The sequence below is a fragment of the Lentzea sp. DG1S-22 genome, from assembly GCF_036321065.1.
Lineage (GTDB): Bacteria > Actinomycetota > Actinomycetes > Mycobacteriales > Pseudonocardiaceae > Lentzea > Lentzea jiangxiensis.
Genome location: NZ_CP143276.1, coordinates 6,497,688 through 6,514,985, shown reverse-complemented (window position 1 = coordinate 6,514,985; position 17,298 = coordinate 6,497,688). Strand labels below are relative to the sequence as shown.

Annotated in this window: 15 protein-coding genes; 1 reads left to right on the top strand and 14 read right to left on the bottom strand. The window is 69.0% G+C overall.

The window, feature by feature from the left end; translation table 11 throughout:
* Nucleotides 1–86 precede the first annotated feature (86 nt).
* Nucleotides 87–1,016 (top strand): EamA family transporter RarD, encoded by a 930-nt coding sequence (gene rarD / locus V1227_RS30715; RefSeq protein WP_329788818.1) that lies wholly within the window; start codon nt 87–89, stop codon nt 1,014–1,016.
* Here rarD and V1227_RS30710 read toward each other — a convergent pair.
* From V1227_RS30710 to V1227_RS30645, 14 genes are read right to left on the bottom strand one after another with little or no spacing between them, the layout of a single operon-like run.
* Nucleotides 1,013–1,996 (bottom strand): polyprenyl synthetase family protein, encoded by a 984-nt coding sequence (locus tag V1227_RS30710; RefSeq protein ID WP_236216905.1) that lies wholly within the window; start codon nt 1,994–1,996, stop codon nt 1,013–1,015. The two genes, rarD and V1227_RS30710, sit on opposite strands and share 4 nt — an antisense overlap.
* Before the next feature lie 37 nt (nt 1,997–2,033).
* The gene (gene nuoN, locus V1227_RS30705) at nt 2,034–3,611 is read right to left on the bottom strand and encodes an NADH-quinone oxidoreductase subunit NuoN (protein WP_236216832.1); all 1,578 of its coding nucleotides are present in this window, start codon (nt 3,609–3,611) and stop codon (nt 2,034–2,036) included.
* A gap of 1 nt (nt 3,612) precedes the next feature.
* Nucleotides 3,613–5,181 carry an NADH-quinone oxidoreductase subunit M gene (locus V1227_RS30700; RefSeq protein WP_329788817.1) on the bottom strand — a complete coding sequence of 523 codons (1,569 nt, stop codon included), beginning with the start codon at nt 5,179–5,181 and terminating at the stop codon, nt 3,613–3,615.
* Nucleotides 5,178–7,115 carry an NADH-quinone oxidoreductase subunit L gene (gene nuoL / locus V1227_RS30695; protein ID WP_329788816.1) on the bottom strand — a complete coding sequence of 646 codons (1,938 nt, stop codon included), beginning with the start codon at nt 7,113–7,115 and terminating at the stop codon, nt 5,178–5,180. Before nuoL ends, V1227_RS30700 begins: the two co-directional genes overlap by 4 nt.
* Nucleotides 7,116–7,125: 10 nt before the next feature.
* Entirely contained in the window at nt 7,126–7,425 is a 300-nt protein-coding gene (gene nuoK, locus V1227_RS30690) for an NADH-quinone oxidoreductase subunit NuoK (RefSeq protein WP_030473209.1), read from the bottom strand.
* Nucleotides 7,422–8,270, bottom strand: coding sequence for an NADH-quinone oxidoreductase subunit J (locus V1227_RS30685; RefSeq protein ID WP_329788815.1), 849 nt, complete (start codon nt 8,268–8,270; stop codon nt 7,422–7,424). Before V1227_RS30685 ends, nuoK begins: the two co-directional genes overlap by 4 nt.
* On the bottom strand, nt 8,267–8,782 hold the full coding sequence (gene nuoI / locus V1227_RS30680; protein WP_086666379.1) for an NADH-quinone oxidoreductase subunit NuoI: 516 nt from the start codon (nt 8,780–8,782) through the stop codon (nt 8,267–8,269). The genes V1227_RS30685 and nuoI overlap by 4 nt, the downstream gene beginning before the upstream one ends.
* Nucleotides 8,783–8,784: 2 nt before the next feature.
* A complete protein-coding gene (nuoH, locus tag V1227_RS30675; RefSeq protein ID WP_329794153.1) occupies nt 8,785–10,080 on the bottom strand; it encodes an NADH-quinone oxidoreductase subunit NuoH in 1,296 nt (431 codons plus the stop codon).
* A gap of 23 nt (nt 10,081–10,103) precedes the next feature.
* Nucleotides 10,104–12,551, bottom strand: coding sequence for an NADH-quinone oxidoreductase subunit G (locus V1227_RS30670; protein ID WP_329788814.1), 2,448 nt, complete (start codon nt 12,549–12,551; stop codon nt 10,104–10,106).
* Nucleotides 12,548–13,828 carry an NADH-quinone oxidoreductase subunit NuoF gene (nuoF, locus tag V1227_RS30665; protein ID WP_329788813.1) on the bottom strand — a complete coding sequence of 427 codons (1,281 nt, stop codon included), beginning with the start codon at nt 13,826–13,828 and terminating at the stop codon, nt 12,548–12,550. Before nuoF ends, V1227_RS30670 begins: the two co-directional genes overlap by 4 nt.
* A 10-nt stretch (nt 13,829–13,838) precedes the next feature.
* On the bottom strand, nt 13,839–14,558 hold the full coding sequence (gene nuoE / locus V1227_RS30660; RefSeq protein ID WP_329788812.1) for an NADH-quinone oxidoreductase subunit NuoE: 720 nt from the start codon (nt 14,556–14,558) through the stop codon (nt 13,839–13,841).
* Nucleotides 14,555–15,997 (bottom strand): NADH-quinone oxidoreductase subunit D, encoded by a 1,443-nt coding sequence (locus tag V1227_RS30655; protein WP_329788811.1) that lies wholly within the window; start codon nt 15,995–15,997, stop codon nt 14,555–14,557. Before V1227_RS30655 ends, nuoE begins: the two co-directional genes overlap by 4 nt.
* On the bottom strand, nt 15,994–16,746 hold the full coding sequence (locus V1227_RS30650; protein WP_329788810.1) for an NADH-quinone oxidoreductase subunit C: 753 nt from the start codon (nt 16,744–16,746) through the stop codon (nt 15,994–15,996). Before V1227_RS30650 ends, V1227_RS30655 begins: the two co-directional genes overlap by 4 nt.
* Nucleotides 16,743–17,294 carry a NuoB/complex I 20 kDa subunit family protein gene (locus V1227_RS30645; RefSeq protein WP_090094637.1) on the bottom strand — a complete coding sequence of 184 codons (552 nt, stop codon included), beginning with the start codon at nt 17,292–17,294 and terminating at the stop codon, nt 16,743–16,745. Before V1227_RS30645 ends, V1227_RS30650 begins: the two co-directional genes overlap by 4 nt.
* Nucleotides 17,295–17,298 lie beyond the last annotated feature (4 nt).

Sequence of the window (17,298 nt, the reverse complement as noted above, 5' to 3'; positions counted from 1 at the left end):
CAAACTACAGTGCCTTTGATGATGCTCCGTCACTACGCCGTTCAGCGCAAATAACGGGTGGAAAGCCCAGCGTAGAGTGGGATTTTGTGCCCCCTCCGACAACCTCTGCCCTCACTTCGCCAGAAGTTCACACCCAGGGGCGAGGGGTCACCTACGGCGCAATCGCCTACGTCCTCTGGGGCCTGTTCCCGGCGTACTGGCCACTCCTCGTACCCGCCCAGCCGGTCGAGGTGCTCGCACACCGGATCGTCTGGTCGTTCGTCGTGCTCGCCATCGTCGTCGCGGTGCTCCGCCGGTGGCGTCCCCTGCTCGAGCTGTCCGGACGGGGCTGGCTCATCGTCACCGCGGCGGCCGTTCTGATCACGGTCAACTGGGGAACGTACATCTACGCCGTGAACAGCCATCATGTCGTCGAGGCCGCACTCGGCTACTTCATCAACCCGTTGGTGAGCGTGGCACTGGGCATGATCTTCCTCAAGGAACGATTGCGCATCACTCAGGTCGCGGCCATCGGTGTGGCCGTGATCGCTGTGATCGTGCTCACCATCGACTACGGCAGGCTACCGGTGATCTCGCTGGTGCTGGCCTGCTCGTTCGGCATCTACGGCCTGCTGAAGAAGAAGGTCCCGCTGGACGCGATCTCCAGTCTCACCGCCGAGAACGCCGTCATCGCGCCGATCGCGCTGATCTACCTGCTCACGCTCGGCACCGCGAACACGTTCGCCGCCGCCGGCACCGGCCACGCCCTGCTCCTCGTCAGCACCGGCATCGTGACGGTGATCCCGTTGCTGGCGTTCGGCGCGGGTGCCCGGCTGATCCCGCTGAGCACCATGGGGATGCTGCAGTACATCGCGCCGATCCTGCAGTTCGCGTGGGGCGTGTTCGTCGTGCACGAACCGATGCCGGCCAGCCGGTGGATCGGGTTCGGCCTGGTCTGGCTGGCCCTGGCGGTCTTCACCGTCGACGCGGTGCGGAACCGGCGCAAGCAGGCGCTCGCGCCGGTCAGCGGGCCCTAGCGAGTGCGCTCGACCACGTACGTGGCCAGCTCCTCCAACGCGTCCCGCGCGGCGCACGGCGGCAGCTTGCCCAGCTCCGTGCGGGCCCGGTCCGCGTAGTCGTCGAGGGTCTCGCGGGCCTTGTCCATGCCCGAGGACTTCCGCAGCAGCTCGAGGGCCTCGTCCACCAGCGCGTCGTCGGTGATCGGTCCCGCCAGCAGCTCGTGCAGGCGCGTCTCGGCCGGGTCGGCGAGCGAGTGGAGCATCGGCAGCGTCTTCACGCCCTCGCGCAGGTCGGTGCCGGGCGTCTTGCCGGACTCGACGGACGGGGAGGCGATGTCGATCACGTCGTCCGAGATCTGGAACGCGGCCCCGATCACCTCGGCGTACCGGCGCAGGGCGTCCGTCTGCTCGTCGGTCGCGTCGGAGAACATGCCGCCGAACAGCGCCGCGGTGGCGATCAGGACGCCGGTCTTCTCCTCGATCACCTTGAGGTAGTGGGAGATCGGGTCCTCGCCGGGCCGCGGGCCGACGGTCTCGCGCATCTGGCCGGTCACGAGGACCGAGAACGTCTCCGCGATGATCCGCGCCGCGTCCGTCCCCAGGTCGGCGGTCAGCCGGGACGCGTGGGCGAACAGGAAGTCGCCCGTCAGGATCGCGATGCTGTTGTCCCACTTGACGTTCGCGGAGACCGCTCCGCGCCGCATGGTCGCCTCGTCCATGACGTCGTCGTGGTAGAGCGTCGCGAGGTGGGTGAGCTCGACCACAGTGGCGGCCTTGATGACCTTGTCCCGGTCCCAGTCGGCGCCGAACTGCGATGCGAGCAGCGTGAAGAGCGGGCGGATCCGCTTCCCGCCCGCCTCCACAAGGTGAAGCGAGGTTTCCGTGACCGGGTGGAACTCGCTCTGCACGACGTCGTGCAGGATGCGCTCCACCTCGGCCAGGCCGTCCTGGACTACCTCGGTGAGCACGGGGTCCACCAACGCGAACCCCGGCCCCAACTGCTCGCTACTGGTCACACCAGCAGCGTACGTACACCTAGCTGAGGAAGGTGCCGGTACCCGCCCAATCGAGCACGAAGGTGGGCCACAGACCCAGCACCAAGGTCACGACGGCGCCCAGCGTGATCGCGATCGTGGTGAACGCGCCGGGGACCGTGACGGTCGGGCCGTCCGGGGCCGGGTCGCTGAAGTACATCAGCACGATCACCCGCAGGTAGAAGAACGCCGCCACGGCCGAGGCCACGAGAGCGATCACCACGAGCGGCGTCAGGCCGGCGTCGATCGCCGCGCTGAACACGACGAACTTGCCGATGAAGCCGGACGTCAGCGGGATGCCGGCCAGGGCCAGCAGCAGGAACGTGAAGACGCCCGCCACGATCGGCGACCGCTTGGCGAGACCCGCCCACTGCGACAGGTGCGTCGCCTCGCCGTCCGAGTTGCGGACCAGCGACACGATGCCGAACGCGGCGATCGTGGTGAAGCCGTACGCCAGCAGGTAGAACATGGTCGCGCTCACACCGGGGGCGTCGCCCTCGGGGGTCAGCGCGATCGAGCCGATCAGCAGGAAGCCCGCGTGCGCCACGGAGGAGTACGCGATCATGCGCTTCACGTCGGTCTGGGTGAGACCCAGGACCGCGCCGATCACCATCGACACGACCGCGACGCCGTAGAGCACGCCGCGCCACTCCCACTGCGTGTTCTCGAACGCCACCGTGAGCACGCGCAGGATGCCGCCGAACGCGGCGACCTTGGTGCAGGCCGCCATGAACGCCGTCACCGGCGTCGGGGCGCCCTGGTACACGTCCGGCGTCCAGGCGTGGAACGGGCCGACGGCCGCCTTGAACAGCAGACCCACCACCAGCAGGCCGAAGCCCGCGAACAGCAGCGTGTCGGAGCGGTCCGTGCCGCCCGCGGCGGTCGCGATGGCCGAGAGCTTCACCGAACCCGCGTAGCCGTACAGCAGGGCCACGCCGTAGAGGAAGAACGCGGAGGCGAACGCGCCGAGCAGGAAGTACTTCACGGCCGCTTCCTGCGAGAGCAGGCGACGGCGGCGAGCGAGGCCGCACAGCAGGTACAGCGGCAGCGACAGGACTTCCAGCGCGATGAACATCGTCAGCAGGTCGTTCGAGGCGACGAACGTCATCATGCCGCCGAGCGCGAACAGCGTGAGCGGGAAGATCTCGGTCTGCATGCCGGTCTTCGTCGCCTGCGCGCGGTCCTGGACCGTGCCGGGGCGGATCGCGGCCTGCGCCACGAACGCGCCGCCCGGCTCCACCGAGCGGTCGGCCATCAGCAGCACCGAGCCGAACCCGAGCACCAGCAGCGTGGCCCACAGGAAGAGCGACGGCGAGTCGACCGCGATCGCGCCCGCCAGCGTCGCCACGCCCTGCTCGGGACGCTCCGACGTCGCGTAGAGGATCAGCGCACCGGTCGCGCCGACCATCGTGACGAGCGTCAGGACGAGCTGCACGGCCCAGCGCTGGTGCTTGGGCAGCAACGCTTCCAGCAGCACGCTGATGCACGCGGCACCGAGCACGACCAGCAGCGGCGCGATGGCGCCGTAATCGATCTCCGGCGCCTCGATCGTCTGCGCCTGAGCGACGAGAAGGTTCACGTCACTTGCCTTCCTGCACGGTGACCGGGTCGGTCACGCCGACCTCGGTCAGCGTCGCCCCGACAGTCGGGGTGATGACGTCGAGCACCGGCTGCGGGTAGAACCCGAGTGCCAGCACGATGACAACGAGCGGTGCCAGCACGGCGATCTCGCGCTTGGTGAGGTCGCCGATGGCGGTCTTCTTCTCCGGGTCGCCGACGGCACCCGGACCGGCCGCGGCACCGATGAGGGCGTCGCCGCGCAGCGGGCCGGTCATGATCCGCTGGTAGAGCCACAGCACGTAGAGCGCCGCGAGCACCATGCCGACCGTCGCGATGATCGTGAACACCGGACGGGTCGGGAACGAGCCGATCAGCACCAGGAACTCCGAGACGAACGAGTTCGTGCCCGGCAGCGACAGGGTGGTCAGACCGGAGATCAGCAGCATGCCGGCGAGCAGCGGCGCCACCTTCGACATGCCGCCGTAGTCGGAGATCTGCGACGAACCACCGCGCGCGATCACCATGCCGATCACCAGGATCAGCATGCCGGTCGAGATCGAGTGGTTGAGCATGTACGACACCGAGCCCACGCCGGCCTGCGACGTGAACGAGAAGATGCCGAGCGCGATGAAGCCGAAGTGCGCGATCGAGACGTAGGCCAGGAACCGCTTCATGTCCCGCTGGCCCGTGGCGAGCAGCGATCCGTAGAGGACACCGGCCACCGCGAGCACGAGCACGTACGGCGCCAGGTTCTTCGACGCCTCCGGGAACATCGGCAGCAGGTAGCGCAGCATGCCGAACGTGCCGACCTTGTCGAGGATGCCGACGACGATCACCGTGACGCCGATGGGCGCCTCGGCCGCGGCGTCGGGCAGCCAGGTGTGGAACGGCACGAGCGGCGCCTTGATCGCGAACGCGAGGAAGAAGCCGAGGAACAGCCAGGTCTGCGTCGTCGGGTCGGCGTCGCGGACCACGGTCACGAGCGTCGCCCAGTCGAACGTGCCCTTGCCCAGCTCGTCCGACGCCATCGCGTAGGCGCCGATCGCGGAGGCCAGCATGATCAGGCCGCCGAGGAACGAGTACAGGAAGAACTTGACCGCCGCGTACTGCCTGCGCGCGCCGCCGTAGCCGCCGATCAGGAAGTACATCGGGATGAGCATGACCTCGAACAGCACGTAGAACAGGAAGACGTCGGTGGCGGCGAACACCGCGACCGTCACGGCCTCCTGCACGAGGATCAGCGCGAGGTAGCCGCCCTGCGAACGGCCGGCGGGCAGCTTCTCCGTCCAGCCCGCGCCGATCACCAGCGGGATCAGCAGCGCGATGACCGCGATCATCACCAGCGCGATGCCGTCGATGCCGAACGACAGCCGCACGCCGAACGCCGGGATCCAGTCGACGCCCGAGGCGAGCTGGATGCGCTCGCCGTCCGGGTCGTAGGCGGTCCACAGCAGAACGGCGAGCACGAGCTCCACGAGCGAGATCGCCAGTGCGACGAGCTTGGCCGTGCGGTCGTTCTTGCGCAGGAACGCCACCACCAGTGCGCCGACGAGCGGCACCACCATGAGTGCGATCAGAACCCAGCTCACGAGAACCTCACCACCAGGAGCGCCCCGAGCACGAAGATCGAGCCCAGCAGCATGGACAGTGCGTAGGAGCGGACGAACCCGGTCTGCAGCCTGCGCAACCGGCCGGAGCTACCGCCGAGCAGCGCCGCGGTGCCGTTGACCACACCGTCGACGCCCTTGAGGTCGAGGTACACCAGCGCGCGGGTGAGCCAGGTGCCCGGCCGCGCGAAGAGGGCCTCGTTCAGTGCGTTGCCGTAGAGGTCCGCACGGGCCGCGCGCACCGGGAACGACACCCGCTCCGGCCGCTCGACCGGCTGCTTGCCGCGGCCGAAGAGCAGGAACGCGAGGCCGGCGCCGACGAGCGACAGGACGACGGTCAGGATCCCGACCATGCCGTGCGACAGCACGCCGTGCGACTCCTGCAGCTCGCCCAGCGAGGGCTCGAGCCACCCGGCGAGACGGCCGCCGGAGGAGAGGAACCAGCCACCGGCGACGGAGCCGACCGCGAGGACGATCATCGGAACGGTCATCGTCAGCGGGGACTCGTGCGGGTGGTAGTCCTTGCCGTTCTCCGCCTTCAGGTCCTTCCAGCGGGGCTGGCCCAGGAAGACCAGGATCAGCAGGCGCGTCATGTAGAACGCGGTCAGCAGGGCACCGAGCAGTGCGACACCGCCGAAGACGTACCCGCGCCAGCCCTCCGCGCCGAACGCCGCCGCGATGATGGCGTCCTTCGAGAAGTAGCCCGCGAACGGCGGGATGCCGATCAGCGCGAGGTAGCCGAGCGTCCAGGTGACGAAGGTGATCGGCAGGAACTTGTAGAGCCCGCCCATCCGGCGGATGTTGCCCTCGTCGTTCATGCCGTGCATGACCGAACCGGCACCGAGGAAGAGCCCGGCCTTGAAGAAGCCGTGCGTCAGCAGGTGCATGATGCCGAGCGCGTACCCGATCGGGCCGAGGCCCACCGCGAGGATCATGTAGCCGATCTGCGAGACCGTCGAGTACGCCAGGACCTTCTTGAAGTCGTCGTAGGCGCAACCGATGATGCAGCCGATCAGCAGCGTGACGCCACCGATGATCATCACGACCAGGCGGCCGTCCGCGCTCAGGTTGTAGAGCGGGTTCGAGCGGGCGATGAGGTACACGCCCGCGGTGACCATCGTCGCCGCGTGGATCAGGGCGGACACCGGGGTCGGGCCGGCCATCGCGTCCGGCAACCAGGCCTGGAGCGGGAACTGGCCCGACTTGCCGCAGGCGCCCAGGAGCAGCAGCAGCGTGATCGCGAGGACCTCGGCGGAGGAGAACTCGCTCACCCGCGCGAAGACCTCGGTGTACTGCGTCGTCCCGAGCTTGTTGAACATCAGGAAGATCGCGATCGCGAGGCCCAGGTCACCGACGCGGTTCATCAGGAAGGCCTTCTTGGCCGCCGACGCCGCTTCCGGCTTGTACTGGTACCAGCCGATCAGCAGGTACGAGGCGAGACCGACGCCCTCCCAGCCGAAGTACAGGGTCACGAAACCGTTGCCCAGCACCAGCAGGAGCATCGCCGAGACGAAGAGGTTGAGGTAGGCGAAGAACTTGCGCCTGCCCTCCTCGTGCGCCATGTAGCCGATCGAGTAGATGTGGATCAGCGAACCCACACCGGTGATCAGCAGCACGAACGTGAGCGACAGCGGGTCGAGCCGCAGTCCGAACTCGACGGTCAGCGCGTTGACGTCGATCCAGTTGAACAGGTGCAGGTTCTGCACCCGCTCCTCGGGGTTCGACACACCGAGCGTCGAGAAGAACAGCGCGAGCGCGTAGCCGAACGACGCCAGCAGCGTGGCGCTGCCGAGCAGGTGGCCCCACCTGTCCGCGCGCCGACCACTGACCAACAGCACCGCCGCACCGAACGCGGGCAGCGCCAACAGCAACCAGGCGAAGCTCGCGACCCCGCTGGCGACAACAGGTTCCGTCACCGGTGACCCCTCAGTACTTCAGCAGGTTCGAGTCGTCGACCGAGGCCGAGCGACGCGTCCGGAAGATGGACATGATGATCGCGAGGCCGACGACGACCTCCGCCGCGGCGACGACCATCACGAAGAACGCCATCACCTGACCGTCGAGCGAGCCGTTGATCCGCGCGAACGTCACGAGGCTCAGGTTGACCGCGTTGAGCATGAGCTCGACGCACATGAAGACCACGATGGCGTTGCGCCGCACCAGGACACCGACGGCGCCGATGCTGAACAGCAGTGCCGACAGCAGCAGGTAGTACGTGGGAGTCACGACTCACTTCCCTTGAGCGCGTGCGAGTCCGGCTGGTGACCGGTGCCCGCGACCTCGGAGACGTCGTCGGAGAGGGCGGACCTGTCGGTCGTCTCGATGACGTCGAACAGCGACTCCTCCGCGACGCTGCCGTCGGGCAGCAGGGCGGGGGTGGCCACCGAGTTCGCGGTGGCGAAGACACCGGGGCCGGGGATGGACCCGACCCGCCTGCCCTCCTGGAAGCGCTCCTCGACGAGTTCCTTCTGCGTCTTCTTGGCGGGCTTCCCGTCGCGGCCGACGAACGCCAGGATCATCGCGCCGAGGGCGGCGGTGATCAGCAGCGCCGAGGTGAGCTCGAACGCGAAGAGGTACTCCGTGAAGAGCTTCGTGCCGATGTTGCCGACGTTGCCGCCATTGGTGGTGTTCGCCTCGGCCAGGCCGGCGGACTGCACCGAGGTGAGCGCGCGGGCGATCGAGGCGACCATCAGCACGGCGAAGCCGATGCCGAGCAACGCGGCCGCGAGCCGCTGCCCGCGGATGACCTCGACCACGGAGTCCGAGCTGTCGCGGCCGACCATCATGAGCACGAACAGGAACAGCATCATGATCGCGCCGGTGTAGACGATGATCTGCACGAAGCCGAGGAACGGCGCCTGCTGGACCATGTAGAGCACACCGAGGCTGAGCATCGTCACGACGAGCCACAGCGCGGAGTGCACCGCGTTGCGCGCGAAGAGCATGCCGAGCGCGCCGGCCAGCGCGAGCGGGCCGAGCACCCAGAACGAGATCGCCTCGCCGGTGGTCACGGTGTCGACCGCGCGCTGCACCGGTTCCGGCTGCTGGGCGAGGAACGCGAGGAGGCTCACTGCTGGGCCTCCTTGGCCAGCTGCGGGCCGTTCACGTAGTAGTCCTGCTCGTTCTCGCCGAGCCGCATCGGGTGCGGCGGCTGCTCCATGCCGGGCAGCAGCGGGGCGAGCAGGTCCTCCTTCGTGAAGATCAGGTCCTGGCGGTTGTCGTCGGCAAGCTCGTACTCGTTCGTCATCGTGAGCGAACGGGTCGGGCAGGCCTCGATGCACAGGCCGCAGCCGATGCAGCGCAGGTAGTTGATCTGGTAGTCGGCACCGAAGCGCTCACCGGGTGAGTAGCGCGCCTCCTCGGTGTTGTCGCCACCTTCGACGAAGATCGCGTCCGCGGGGCAGGCCCACGCGCACAGCTCGCAGCCGACGCACTTCTCCAGCCCGTCCGGGTGCCGGTTCAGCTGGTGACGACCGTGGAACCGCGGCGCGGTCACCTTCTTGACCTCGGGGTACTCCTCCGTCACCACCTTCTTGAACATGGTGCCGAAGGTGACGCCGAAGCCTTTCAGGGACTCGAACATCCCTACTCAGCCTCCTTACCGGTGGTGACGGCTGCCTTCTCCGCGGGGATGGTGGCGACCTTGACCTTGCGCTTGGGCGCTGACTTGGGGACCGCGAGGTCGAGCGGCGGGACGGGGAAGCCCGAACCCGCGAGCGGAACGCCCTTGGAGTCCTGGACCTTCTTGTCCGGCAGCAGGAACGAGACCAGCAGCACGAGGCCGACGACCACGCCCAGCGCGATGAGCCGCTGTGCCGTGGAGAGCTGCTGGATCGCACCGGTGCGGATGACCGCCACGGCCATGATCCAGACGAGGCTGGTCGGGACCAGCACCTTCCAGCCCAGGCGCATGAACTGGTCGTAGCGCATGCGGGGAAGCGTGCCGCGCAGCCAGATGAACAGGAACAGGAAGCCCAGCGTCTTGATGATGAACCAGAGCAGGCCCCACCAGCCGGTGTTCATGAAGTCGCCGCTCCACGGGGCGTGGTAGCCGCCGAGGAAGAGCGTCGTCGCGAGCGCCGAGACGGTCACCATGTTCACGTACTCGGCGAGGAAGAACAGCGCGAACTTCAGCGAGCTGTACTCCGTGTGGAAGCCACCGACGAGCTCCGACTCGGCCTCGGGGAGGTCGAACGGGGCGCGGTTGGTCTCGCCGACCATCGACACGACGTAGATCGCGAAGCTGGGGAAGAGCAGCAGTCCGAACCAGCCGGGCGCGAACCCGAGCACGGTGGACGCCTGCGCACCGACGATGTCACCGGTCGACATCGAGCCGGTGAACATGATCACCGCGACGATCGACAGGCCCATCGCGATCTCGTAGGAGATCACCTGCGCGGCCGACCGCAGCGCGCCCAGCAGCGGGTACGGCGAGCCGGAGGCCCAGCCGGACAGCACGATGCCGTAGACGCCGATCGAGGAGCAGGCGAGCACCACGAGCACGCCGACCGGGAGGTCGACGAGCTGCAGCGCGGTCTGCTCGCCGAACAGGTTGACCTCGCCCGCGAGCGGGATCACCGAGAACGCGAGGAACGCGGGGATGCAGGAGATCACCGGCGCGAGGAAGAACACCCACTTGTCCGCGAGGACCGGGCGGATGTCTTCCTTGAACGCGAGCTTCAGACCGTCCGCGAGCGACTGCAGCCAGCCGTTCGGGCCGACCCGGTTGGGGCCGGGGCGGTGCTGCATCCGGGCGACGACCTTGCGCTCCCAGTTGATCATGAACAGCGTCATGACCACGAGGAACGCGAAGATCGCGACGACCTTGACCAGGATCAGCCAGATCGGGTCGTCCGCGAGGAGCTTGGCGGTCTCGCCGATCTCCGCTGCGACGAACTGCTGGGTCATGACTTTCCTCCGCTGACGGAGACGATCGAGCCGTGACCCGCGCCGAGCGTGGCGCGGACGGTCACGTCACCCGAGTTGGTGGGCAGCCAGATGACGCCCTCGGGCAGGTCGTCGGTCTCGACCGGGAGCGTGATCGCGCCGCGCTCCGTGGAGACCGTCACGTGGCCGCCGGTCTCCAGGCCGAACTGCGCCGCGGTGGTCTCCGCGACCTTCGCGACGACCGGGCGGGCCGTGCCGGCGAGGTGCGGCTCGTCGACCTGCAGCGAGCCGTTGCCGATCAGGCGGTGCCACGTGGCGAGCACGGCCTTGCCGGGACCGGCCGGGGACACCAGCGGCGCGGCGACGTTCAGCGAGGAGCCGGTGGCGGCACCCTCGCCGAGGCGGGCCAGGTCGGCGGCCGAGGCGGCGGGCGTCTGCGTGAACAGATCCGCGTCCATCTCCACCGCGAGGGTGTCGAGCACGCGGCAGTCCGGCAGCGAGCCGGTGCCCTCGAGCGTGGTGCCGAACTCGCGGCGGCGGCCCTCCCAGTTGAGGTAGCTGCCGGCCTTCTCGACCGCCGGGGCGATCGGGAGCACGACGTCCGCGTGCGCGGTGACCGCGCTCGGCCGCAGCTCCAGGCTCACGATGAATCCGGCGCCGGCCAGGGCCTTCTCGGCCAGCACGGGGTCGGGCAGGTCGAACGGGTCGACGCCGCCGACCACCAGGCCGGACAGCTCACCGCTCGCGGCGGCCTCGAGGATGCCGGTGGTGTCGCGGCCGGGCGTCGCGGGCAGCGAGCCCTCCTCGACGCCCCAGGTGCGCTCGACCTCCAGGCGCGCCGCGGCGTTCGCGACGTGACGGCCACCGGGCAGCAGGTTCGGCGTGGCACCGACCGCGAGCGCACCGCGCTCACCGGCGCGGCGCGGGATCCACGCGACCCGGGCGCCGGTGCGCTCGGCCAGCCGGGCGACCGCGGTGAACGCACCGGGGATCACGGCGGCGCGTTCGCCGACGAGGATCACCGCACCGGGCTTGGACAGCAGCTCGACGACGTCGGCCGCGTGGTCCGGCAGCGCGTTGATCGCGTTCGCCTCGGCACCGGGCACGCAGGCGAGCAGCGTGCCGAGCGTCTTCTCCACGGCCGGGGTCGTGAACTGGCCGAGGTGGAAGACCTTGGTGCCCTTGCGGGCGGCCTTGCGCAGGCGCAGGAAGACGATCGGCGCCTCTTCCTCCGGCTCGAACGCGACCAGCAGCGCGGCCGGTGCGGACTCGATGCCCCCGAACGTGACGCCGTTGTCCGGGTTGGTGAACACCGTGGTGCCGGACAGGAACTCCAGCTCCTCGGCGCTGTGCGGCCGGGCGCGGAAGTCGATGTCGTTGGTGCGCAACGCGATCCGGGCGAACTTCGAGTACGCGTAGGCGTCCTCGACGGTCAGCCGGCCACCGGTCAGCACGCCGACGCCGTTCGCCTCGCGGGCCGCCGTCAGACCGGCCGCCGCGACCTGCAGCGCCTCGGTCCAGGACGACTCGCGCAGCTCACCGGTCTCCGCGTCGCGCACCATCGGCCGCTTGATGCGGTCGGCCGTCGTGGCGTAGCGGAAGGCGAACCGGCCCTTGTCGCAGATCCACTCCTCGTTGACCTGCGGGTCGTCGCCGGCGAGCTTGCGCTGCACCTTGCCGCGCCGCCAGTCGGTGCGCTCGGCGCAGCCCGACGAGCAGTGCTCGCAGATGCTCGGCGTCGACACGAGGTCGAACGGCCGGGCGCGGAACCGGTAGGCGGCGCTGGTGAGAGCACCGACCGGGCAGATCTGGATGGTGTTGCCGGAGAAGTACGACTGGAACGGCTTCTCCGGCGCCGTGCCGATCTGCTGCAGCGCACCGCGCTCCAGCAGCTCGATGAACGGGTCACCGGCGATCTGCGCGGAGAACCGGGTGCAGCGCTGGCAGAGCACGCAGCGTTCGCGGTCGAGCAGCACCTGCGTGGAGATGTTGATCGGCTTCGGGAACGTGCGCTTGTGCTCGTGGAAGCGGGAGTCGCTGCGGCCGTGGGCGATCGCCTGGTTCTGCAGCGGGCACTCACCGCCCTTGTCGCAGACCGGGCAGTCCAGCGGGTGGTTGATGAGCAGCAGCTCCATCACACCCTGCTGGGCCTTGTCCGCGACCGGCGAGGTCAGCTGGGTCTTCACGACCATGCCGTCCGCGACCGTCATCGTGCAGGAGGCCTGCGGCTTCGGCATCGGCCGGCCGCCCATCTCGACCTCGACGAGGCACTGGCGGCAGGCGCCCGCGGGCTCCAGCAGCGGGTGGTCGCAGAAGCGCGGGATGACCGTGCCGAGGCGCTCGGCGGTGCGGATCAGCAGCTCTCCCTTGGGAGCGACCACCTCCACACCGTCGATGACGAGCTTGACGTGACCCTCGGGCACGACGAGCTCGGTTGCGTTGGGCTTGTCAGGCGCGATGGTCATGCGTTCGCTCCAGCCAGGACCTTGGAGTTCTGGTCGCAGAGAGCCAGGAACTCGTCCTTGAAGTACTTGATGCCACTGGTGATCGGGCTGACCGCACCGTCACCGAGCGCGCAGAAGGAACGGCCGAGGATGTTGTCGCAGACGTCGAGCAACGTGTCGATGTCGCTCGCCGTGCCGTTGCCCGCCACCATCCGCTGCAGGATCTGCACGAGCCAGTACGTGCCCTCGCGGCACGGCGTGCACTTGCCGCACGACTCGTGCTTGTAGAACTCCGTCCACTTCATGACGGCCCACGGCACGGACACGGTCTCGTTGAAGATCTGGATCGCGGTCGTGCCGAGCATCGAGCCCGCCTCGGCCGCGCCCTCGAAGTCCAGCGGCACGTCGAGGTGCTCCGCCGTGAACAGCGGGGTGGACGAGCCACCCGGCGTCCAGAACTTCAGCGGGATGCCGTCCTTCATGCCCCCGGCCATGTCGAGCAGCTGCCGCAGGGTCGTGCCCATCGGCGCCTCGTACTGGCCGGGGTTCGTCACGTGGCCGGACAGCGAGTAGATCTTCGGACCGGGCGACCGGTCGCGGCCCATCGTGCGGAACCAGTCGGCGCCGCCGTTGACGATGAAGGGAACCGACGCGATCGTCTCGACGTTGTTCACCACGGTGGGCGACGCGTAGAGGCCCGAGGTCGCGGGGAACGGCGGCTTGAGCCGCGGCTGGCCGCGACGGCCCTCCAGCGAGTCGAGCAGCGCGGTCTCCTCGCCGCAGATGTACGCGCCGGCGCCCGCGTGGACGACGACGTCCAGGTCGAACCCGCTGCCGAGGATGTCCTTGCCCAGGTAGCCCTTGGCGTACGCCTCGCGCACCGCCGCGTTGAGGCGGCGGATGCAGTGCAGGACCTCGCCGCGGACGTAGATCGCCGCGAAGTTCGCGCGGATCGCGTACGACGTGATGATCACGCCCTCGATCAGCGAGTGCGGGTCCGCCATCATCGTGGGGATGTCCTTGCAGGTCCCCGGCTCGCCCTCGTCGGCGTTGATGACGAGGTAGTGCGGCTTGCCGTCGCCCTGCGGGATGAAGCCCCACTTCATGCCGGTGGGGAACCCCGCGCCGCCGCGGCCGCGCAGCCCGGAGTCCTTGCACTGCTGGATGAGCTGGTCCGGGTGGGCCTTCAGCGCCTTGGGCAGGGCGGTGTAGCCACCGGTGCGCTCGTAGGTCTCGATCGTCCAGGACCGGGGCTCGGTCCAGCGCTTGGTGAGGACGGGAGTCAGCGGGTCGACCATCTTGTGCCCCCTACTTCTTTTCCGGCAGGGCCGGGAACTCGGCGTTGTCCGGCATGGCCGGCGCGTCCCAGCCGCGTTCCTGGGCGATCTTCGCGCCGCGCAGCGACTCCGGAGCCGCCGACGGGCCGTCGAGGTCCGCGTCGCGGCCCTCGAAGAACCCGGCGAGCTGCAGCTCGGCCTGCTTGAAGTCGGTGAGCGGGGCGCCGCGGGTGGGGTCGGGCTTCTCCCCCGCCTGCAACGCCTTCACGAGTCCCAGCGCCTTCTCGGGCGTCTGGTTGTCGTAGAACTCGTAGTTCACCTGCAGCACCGGGCCGAGGTCGCACGCGGCGAGGCACTCGGCGTGCTCCAGCGTGATCGAGCCCGGCGTGCCCGGCTCGCCCGCGGTCTCCTCGTGGCCCACGCCGAGGTGGTTCTTGAGCGTCGAGTAGATCTCGTCGCCGCCCAGCGCCGCGCACAGCGTGTTGGTGCAGACGCTCACGAGGTGCTCACCGCACGGGCGGCGCTTGTACATCGTGTAGAACGTCGCGACCGCGCTGACCTCGGCCTCGGTCAGGTCGAGCTGCCCGGCGCAGAACCGGATGCCGTCCTGGGAGACGTAGCCCTCCACCGACTGCACCAGGTGCAGCATCGGCAGCAGGGCGCTGCGGGCCTGCGGGTAGCGGGCGATGATCGCCTGCGCGCGGTCCACGGCGGTCTGGTCGAACGTGGTGTTCTCAGCTGCCTGGGTCATCGGTCGCAACCACCCATCACCGGGTCGATCGAGGCGACGGCGGCGATCACGTCGGCGACCATGCCGCCCTCGCACATCGCGGGCATCGACTGGAGGTTCACGAAACTGGGCTCGCGCAGGTGCACGCGCATCGGCCTCGTGCCGCCGTCGGAGACGAGGTGGTAGCCCAGCTCGCCGCGCGGCGACTCGACCGGCACGTACACCTGGCCGGCCGGCACCTTGAAGCCCTCGGTCACCAGCTTGAAGTGGTGGATCAGGGACTCCATGGACTGGCCCATGATCTTGCGGACGTGCTCGAGCGAGTTGCCCATGCCGTCGCTGCCGATCGTGAGCTGCGCGGGCCACGCGATCTTCGCGTCTTCCACCATCACCGGACCGGTCGGCAGGCTCTTCACGACCTGCTTGATGATCTTCAGCGACTGGTGCATCTCCTCGAGGCGCAGCAGGTACCGCGCGAAGCAGTCCGCCGCGTTCGAGGTGGGCACGTCGAAGCTGTAGTTCTCGTAGCCGCTGTACGGCTCGATCTTGCGCAGGTCCCAGGCGAGGCCGGCGGAGCGCAGGATCGGGCCGGTGATGCCGAGCGCGAGGCACGCGTCGACGGGCAGGTAGCCCACGCCCGCGAGGCGGTTGCGCCAGATCGGCTGGCCGGTGAGCAGCTTGTCGTAGTCCGGGAGGCGCTTCTCCATGACCTTGACGAACGCGGTGATCTTCTCGACCGCGTCGTCCGGCAGGTCCTGCGCGAGACCGCCGGGCCGGATGAACGCGTGGTTCATGCGCAGACCGGTGAGGTGCTCCAGCAGGTGCAGCGCCTCTTCACGCTCGCGGAAGCCGGAGGTCATGCCCGTGAGGGCGCCGAGCTCCATGCCGCCGGTGGCGAGCGCGACGAGGTGCGAGCTGATGCGGTTGACCTCCATCAGCAGCACGCGGATCGCCTGCGCCTTGTCCGGCACCGTGATGCCGAGCAGCTTCTCGACGCCCATGCAGTACGCGGCCTCGTGGTGCAGCGGCGCCAGGTAGTCGGTGCGCGTGACGAACGTGACGCCCTGGACCCAGGTCCGGTACTCGCAGTTCTTCTCGATACCCGTGTGCAGGTACCCGATGACGCTGCGGGCGTGGGTCACCGTCTCGCCCTCGAGCTCCAGGACCAGGCGGAGCACGCCGTGGGTCGAGGGGTGCTGCGGGCCGAGGTTCATGACGATGCGCTCGTCGTGGACCGCGTCCGCGAGGACATCGTCCCAGTCGCCGCCGGTCACCGTGTAGACGGTGCCCTCGGTGGTCTTCCGGGAGTCCGCGACCTCGGGGGTCCCGTTGGTCCCGTTGGTCCCCCCGGAGTCCGCGACCTGCGGGGCCTCGGTGCGGGTCTTGACGTCGTCCGTGCTGTCGCTACCGGTCGCGCTCGTGTTCGTCCCGGTGGTGAAGTCCGAAAGCCGCTCGGTCATGAGTACGACCGCCTCTGGTCCGGCGGAGGGATCTCCGCGCCCTTGTACTCGACCGGGATGCCGCCCAGCGGGTAGTCCTTGCGCTGCGGGTGGCCGTCCCAGTCGTCCGGCATGAGGATGCGGGTCAGTCCGGGGTGACCGTCGTAGATGATCCCGAACATGTCCCAGGTCTCGCGCTCCTGCCAGTCCGCCGTCGGGTAGACCTCGACGAGGCTCGGCACGTGCGGGTGCTCGACGTCGACCGCGACCTCCAGCCGGATGCGGCGGCGGTACGTCATGGACGTCAGGTGCGTGACCGAGTGCAGGCGCTGCGACACGCCGACGCCGTAGTCGACACCGGACACCGAGCTGCAGAGCTCGAAGCGCAGCGACGGGGTGTCGCGGCAGAGGCGCGCCACCTCCAGCAGCGTCTCCGGCCTGAGGTAGAAGGTGATCTCGCCGCGGTCGACCGTCACCTGCTGCACCGTGTCGGCGGGCAGGCCCTTGTCGGCGATGGCGGCGAACAGCTCGTCCGCGACCTCGTCGAACCAGCCGCCGAACGGGCGCTCGGACGGAGCCGCCACGTGGGCGGGCAGGCGCAGGCCGCCGAAGCCGGACGTGTCACCGGAGCCGGTGACGCCGAACAGGCCCTTGCGCTCCTTGCCCGCGAGGATCGGCGCCTTGGCCTTCGCCTCGTCCCCGTTGGTCTTCTCGAGGTCCTCTCCCGCGCGGTTGTTGACGCTGGAGTGCTCTCCCCCTGGCTCGGTCACTTCTTCCTCGCAAAACGCTCGGACGACGGGATGAGATCGGTGCGGTGGCCCGAGTCGGCGAGCGCCTTGGCGCGCACGGCGCCCAGCGGCTCGTCCATGATCTTGGCGTGGATCTTGAGGATCGCGTCCATCAGCATCTCCGGCCGCGGCGGGCAGCCCGGCAGGTACATGTCGACGGGCACGACGTGGTCGACGCCCTGCACAACCGCGTAGTTGTTGAACATGCCGCCACTGCTGGCGCACACGCCCATGGCCAGCACCCAGCGCGGCTCGGGCATCTGGTCGTAGATCTGCCGCAGGACCGGCGCCATCTTGTTGGTGACGCGACCCGCGACGATCATCAGGTCCGCCTGGCGCGGTGAGGCGCGGAAGACCTCCATGCCGAAGCGGGCGAGGTCGTAGCGCGGACCACCCGTCGTCATCATCTCGATGGCGCAGCAGGCCAGGCCGAAGGTGGCAGGCCAGAGCGAGGACTTGCGGGTCCAGTTGACCAGCTTCTCGACGCTGACCAGCAGGATGCCGTTCGGGAGCTTCTCCTCGAGACCCATGACT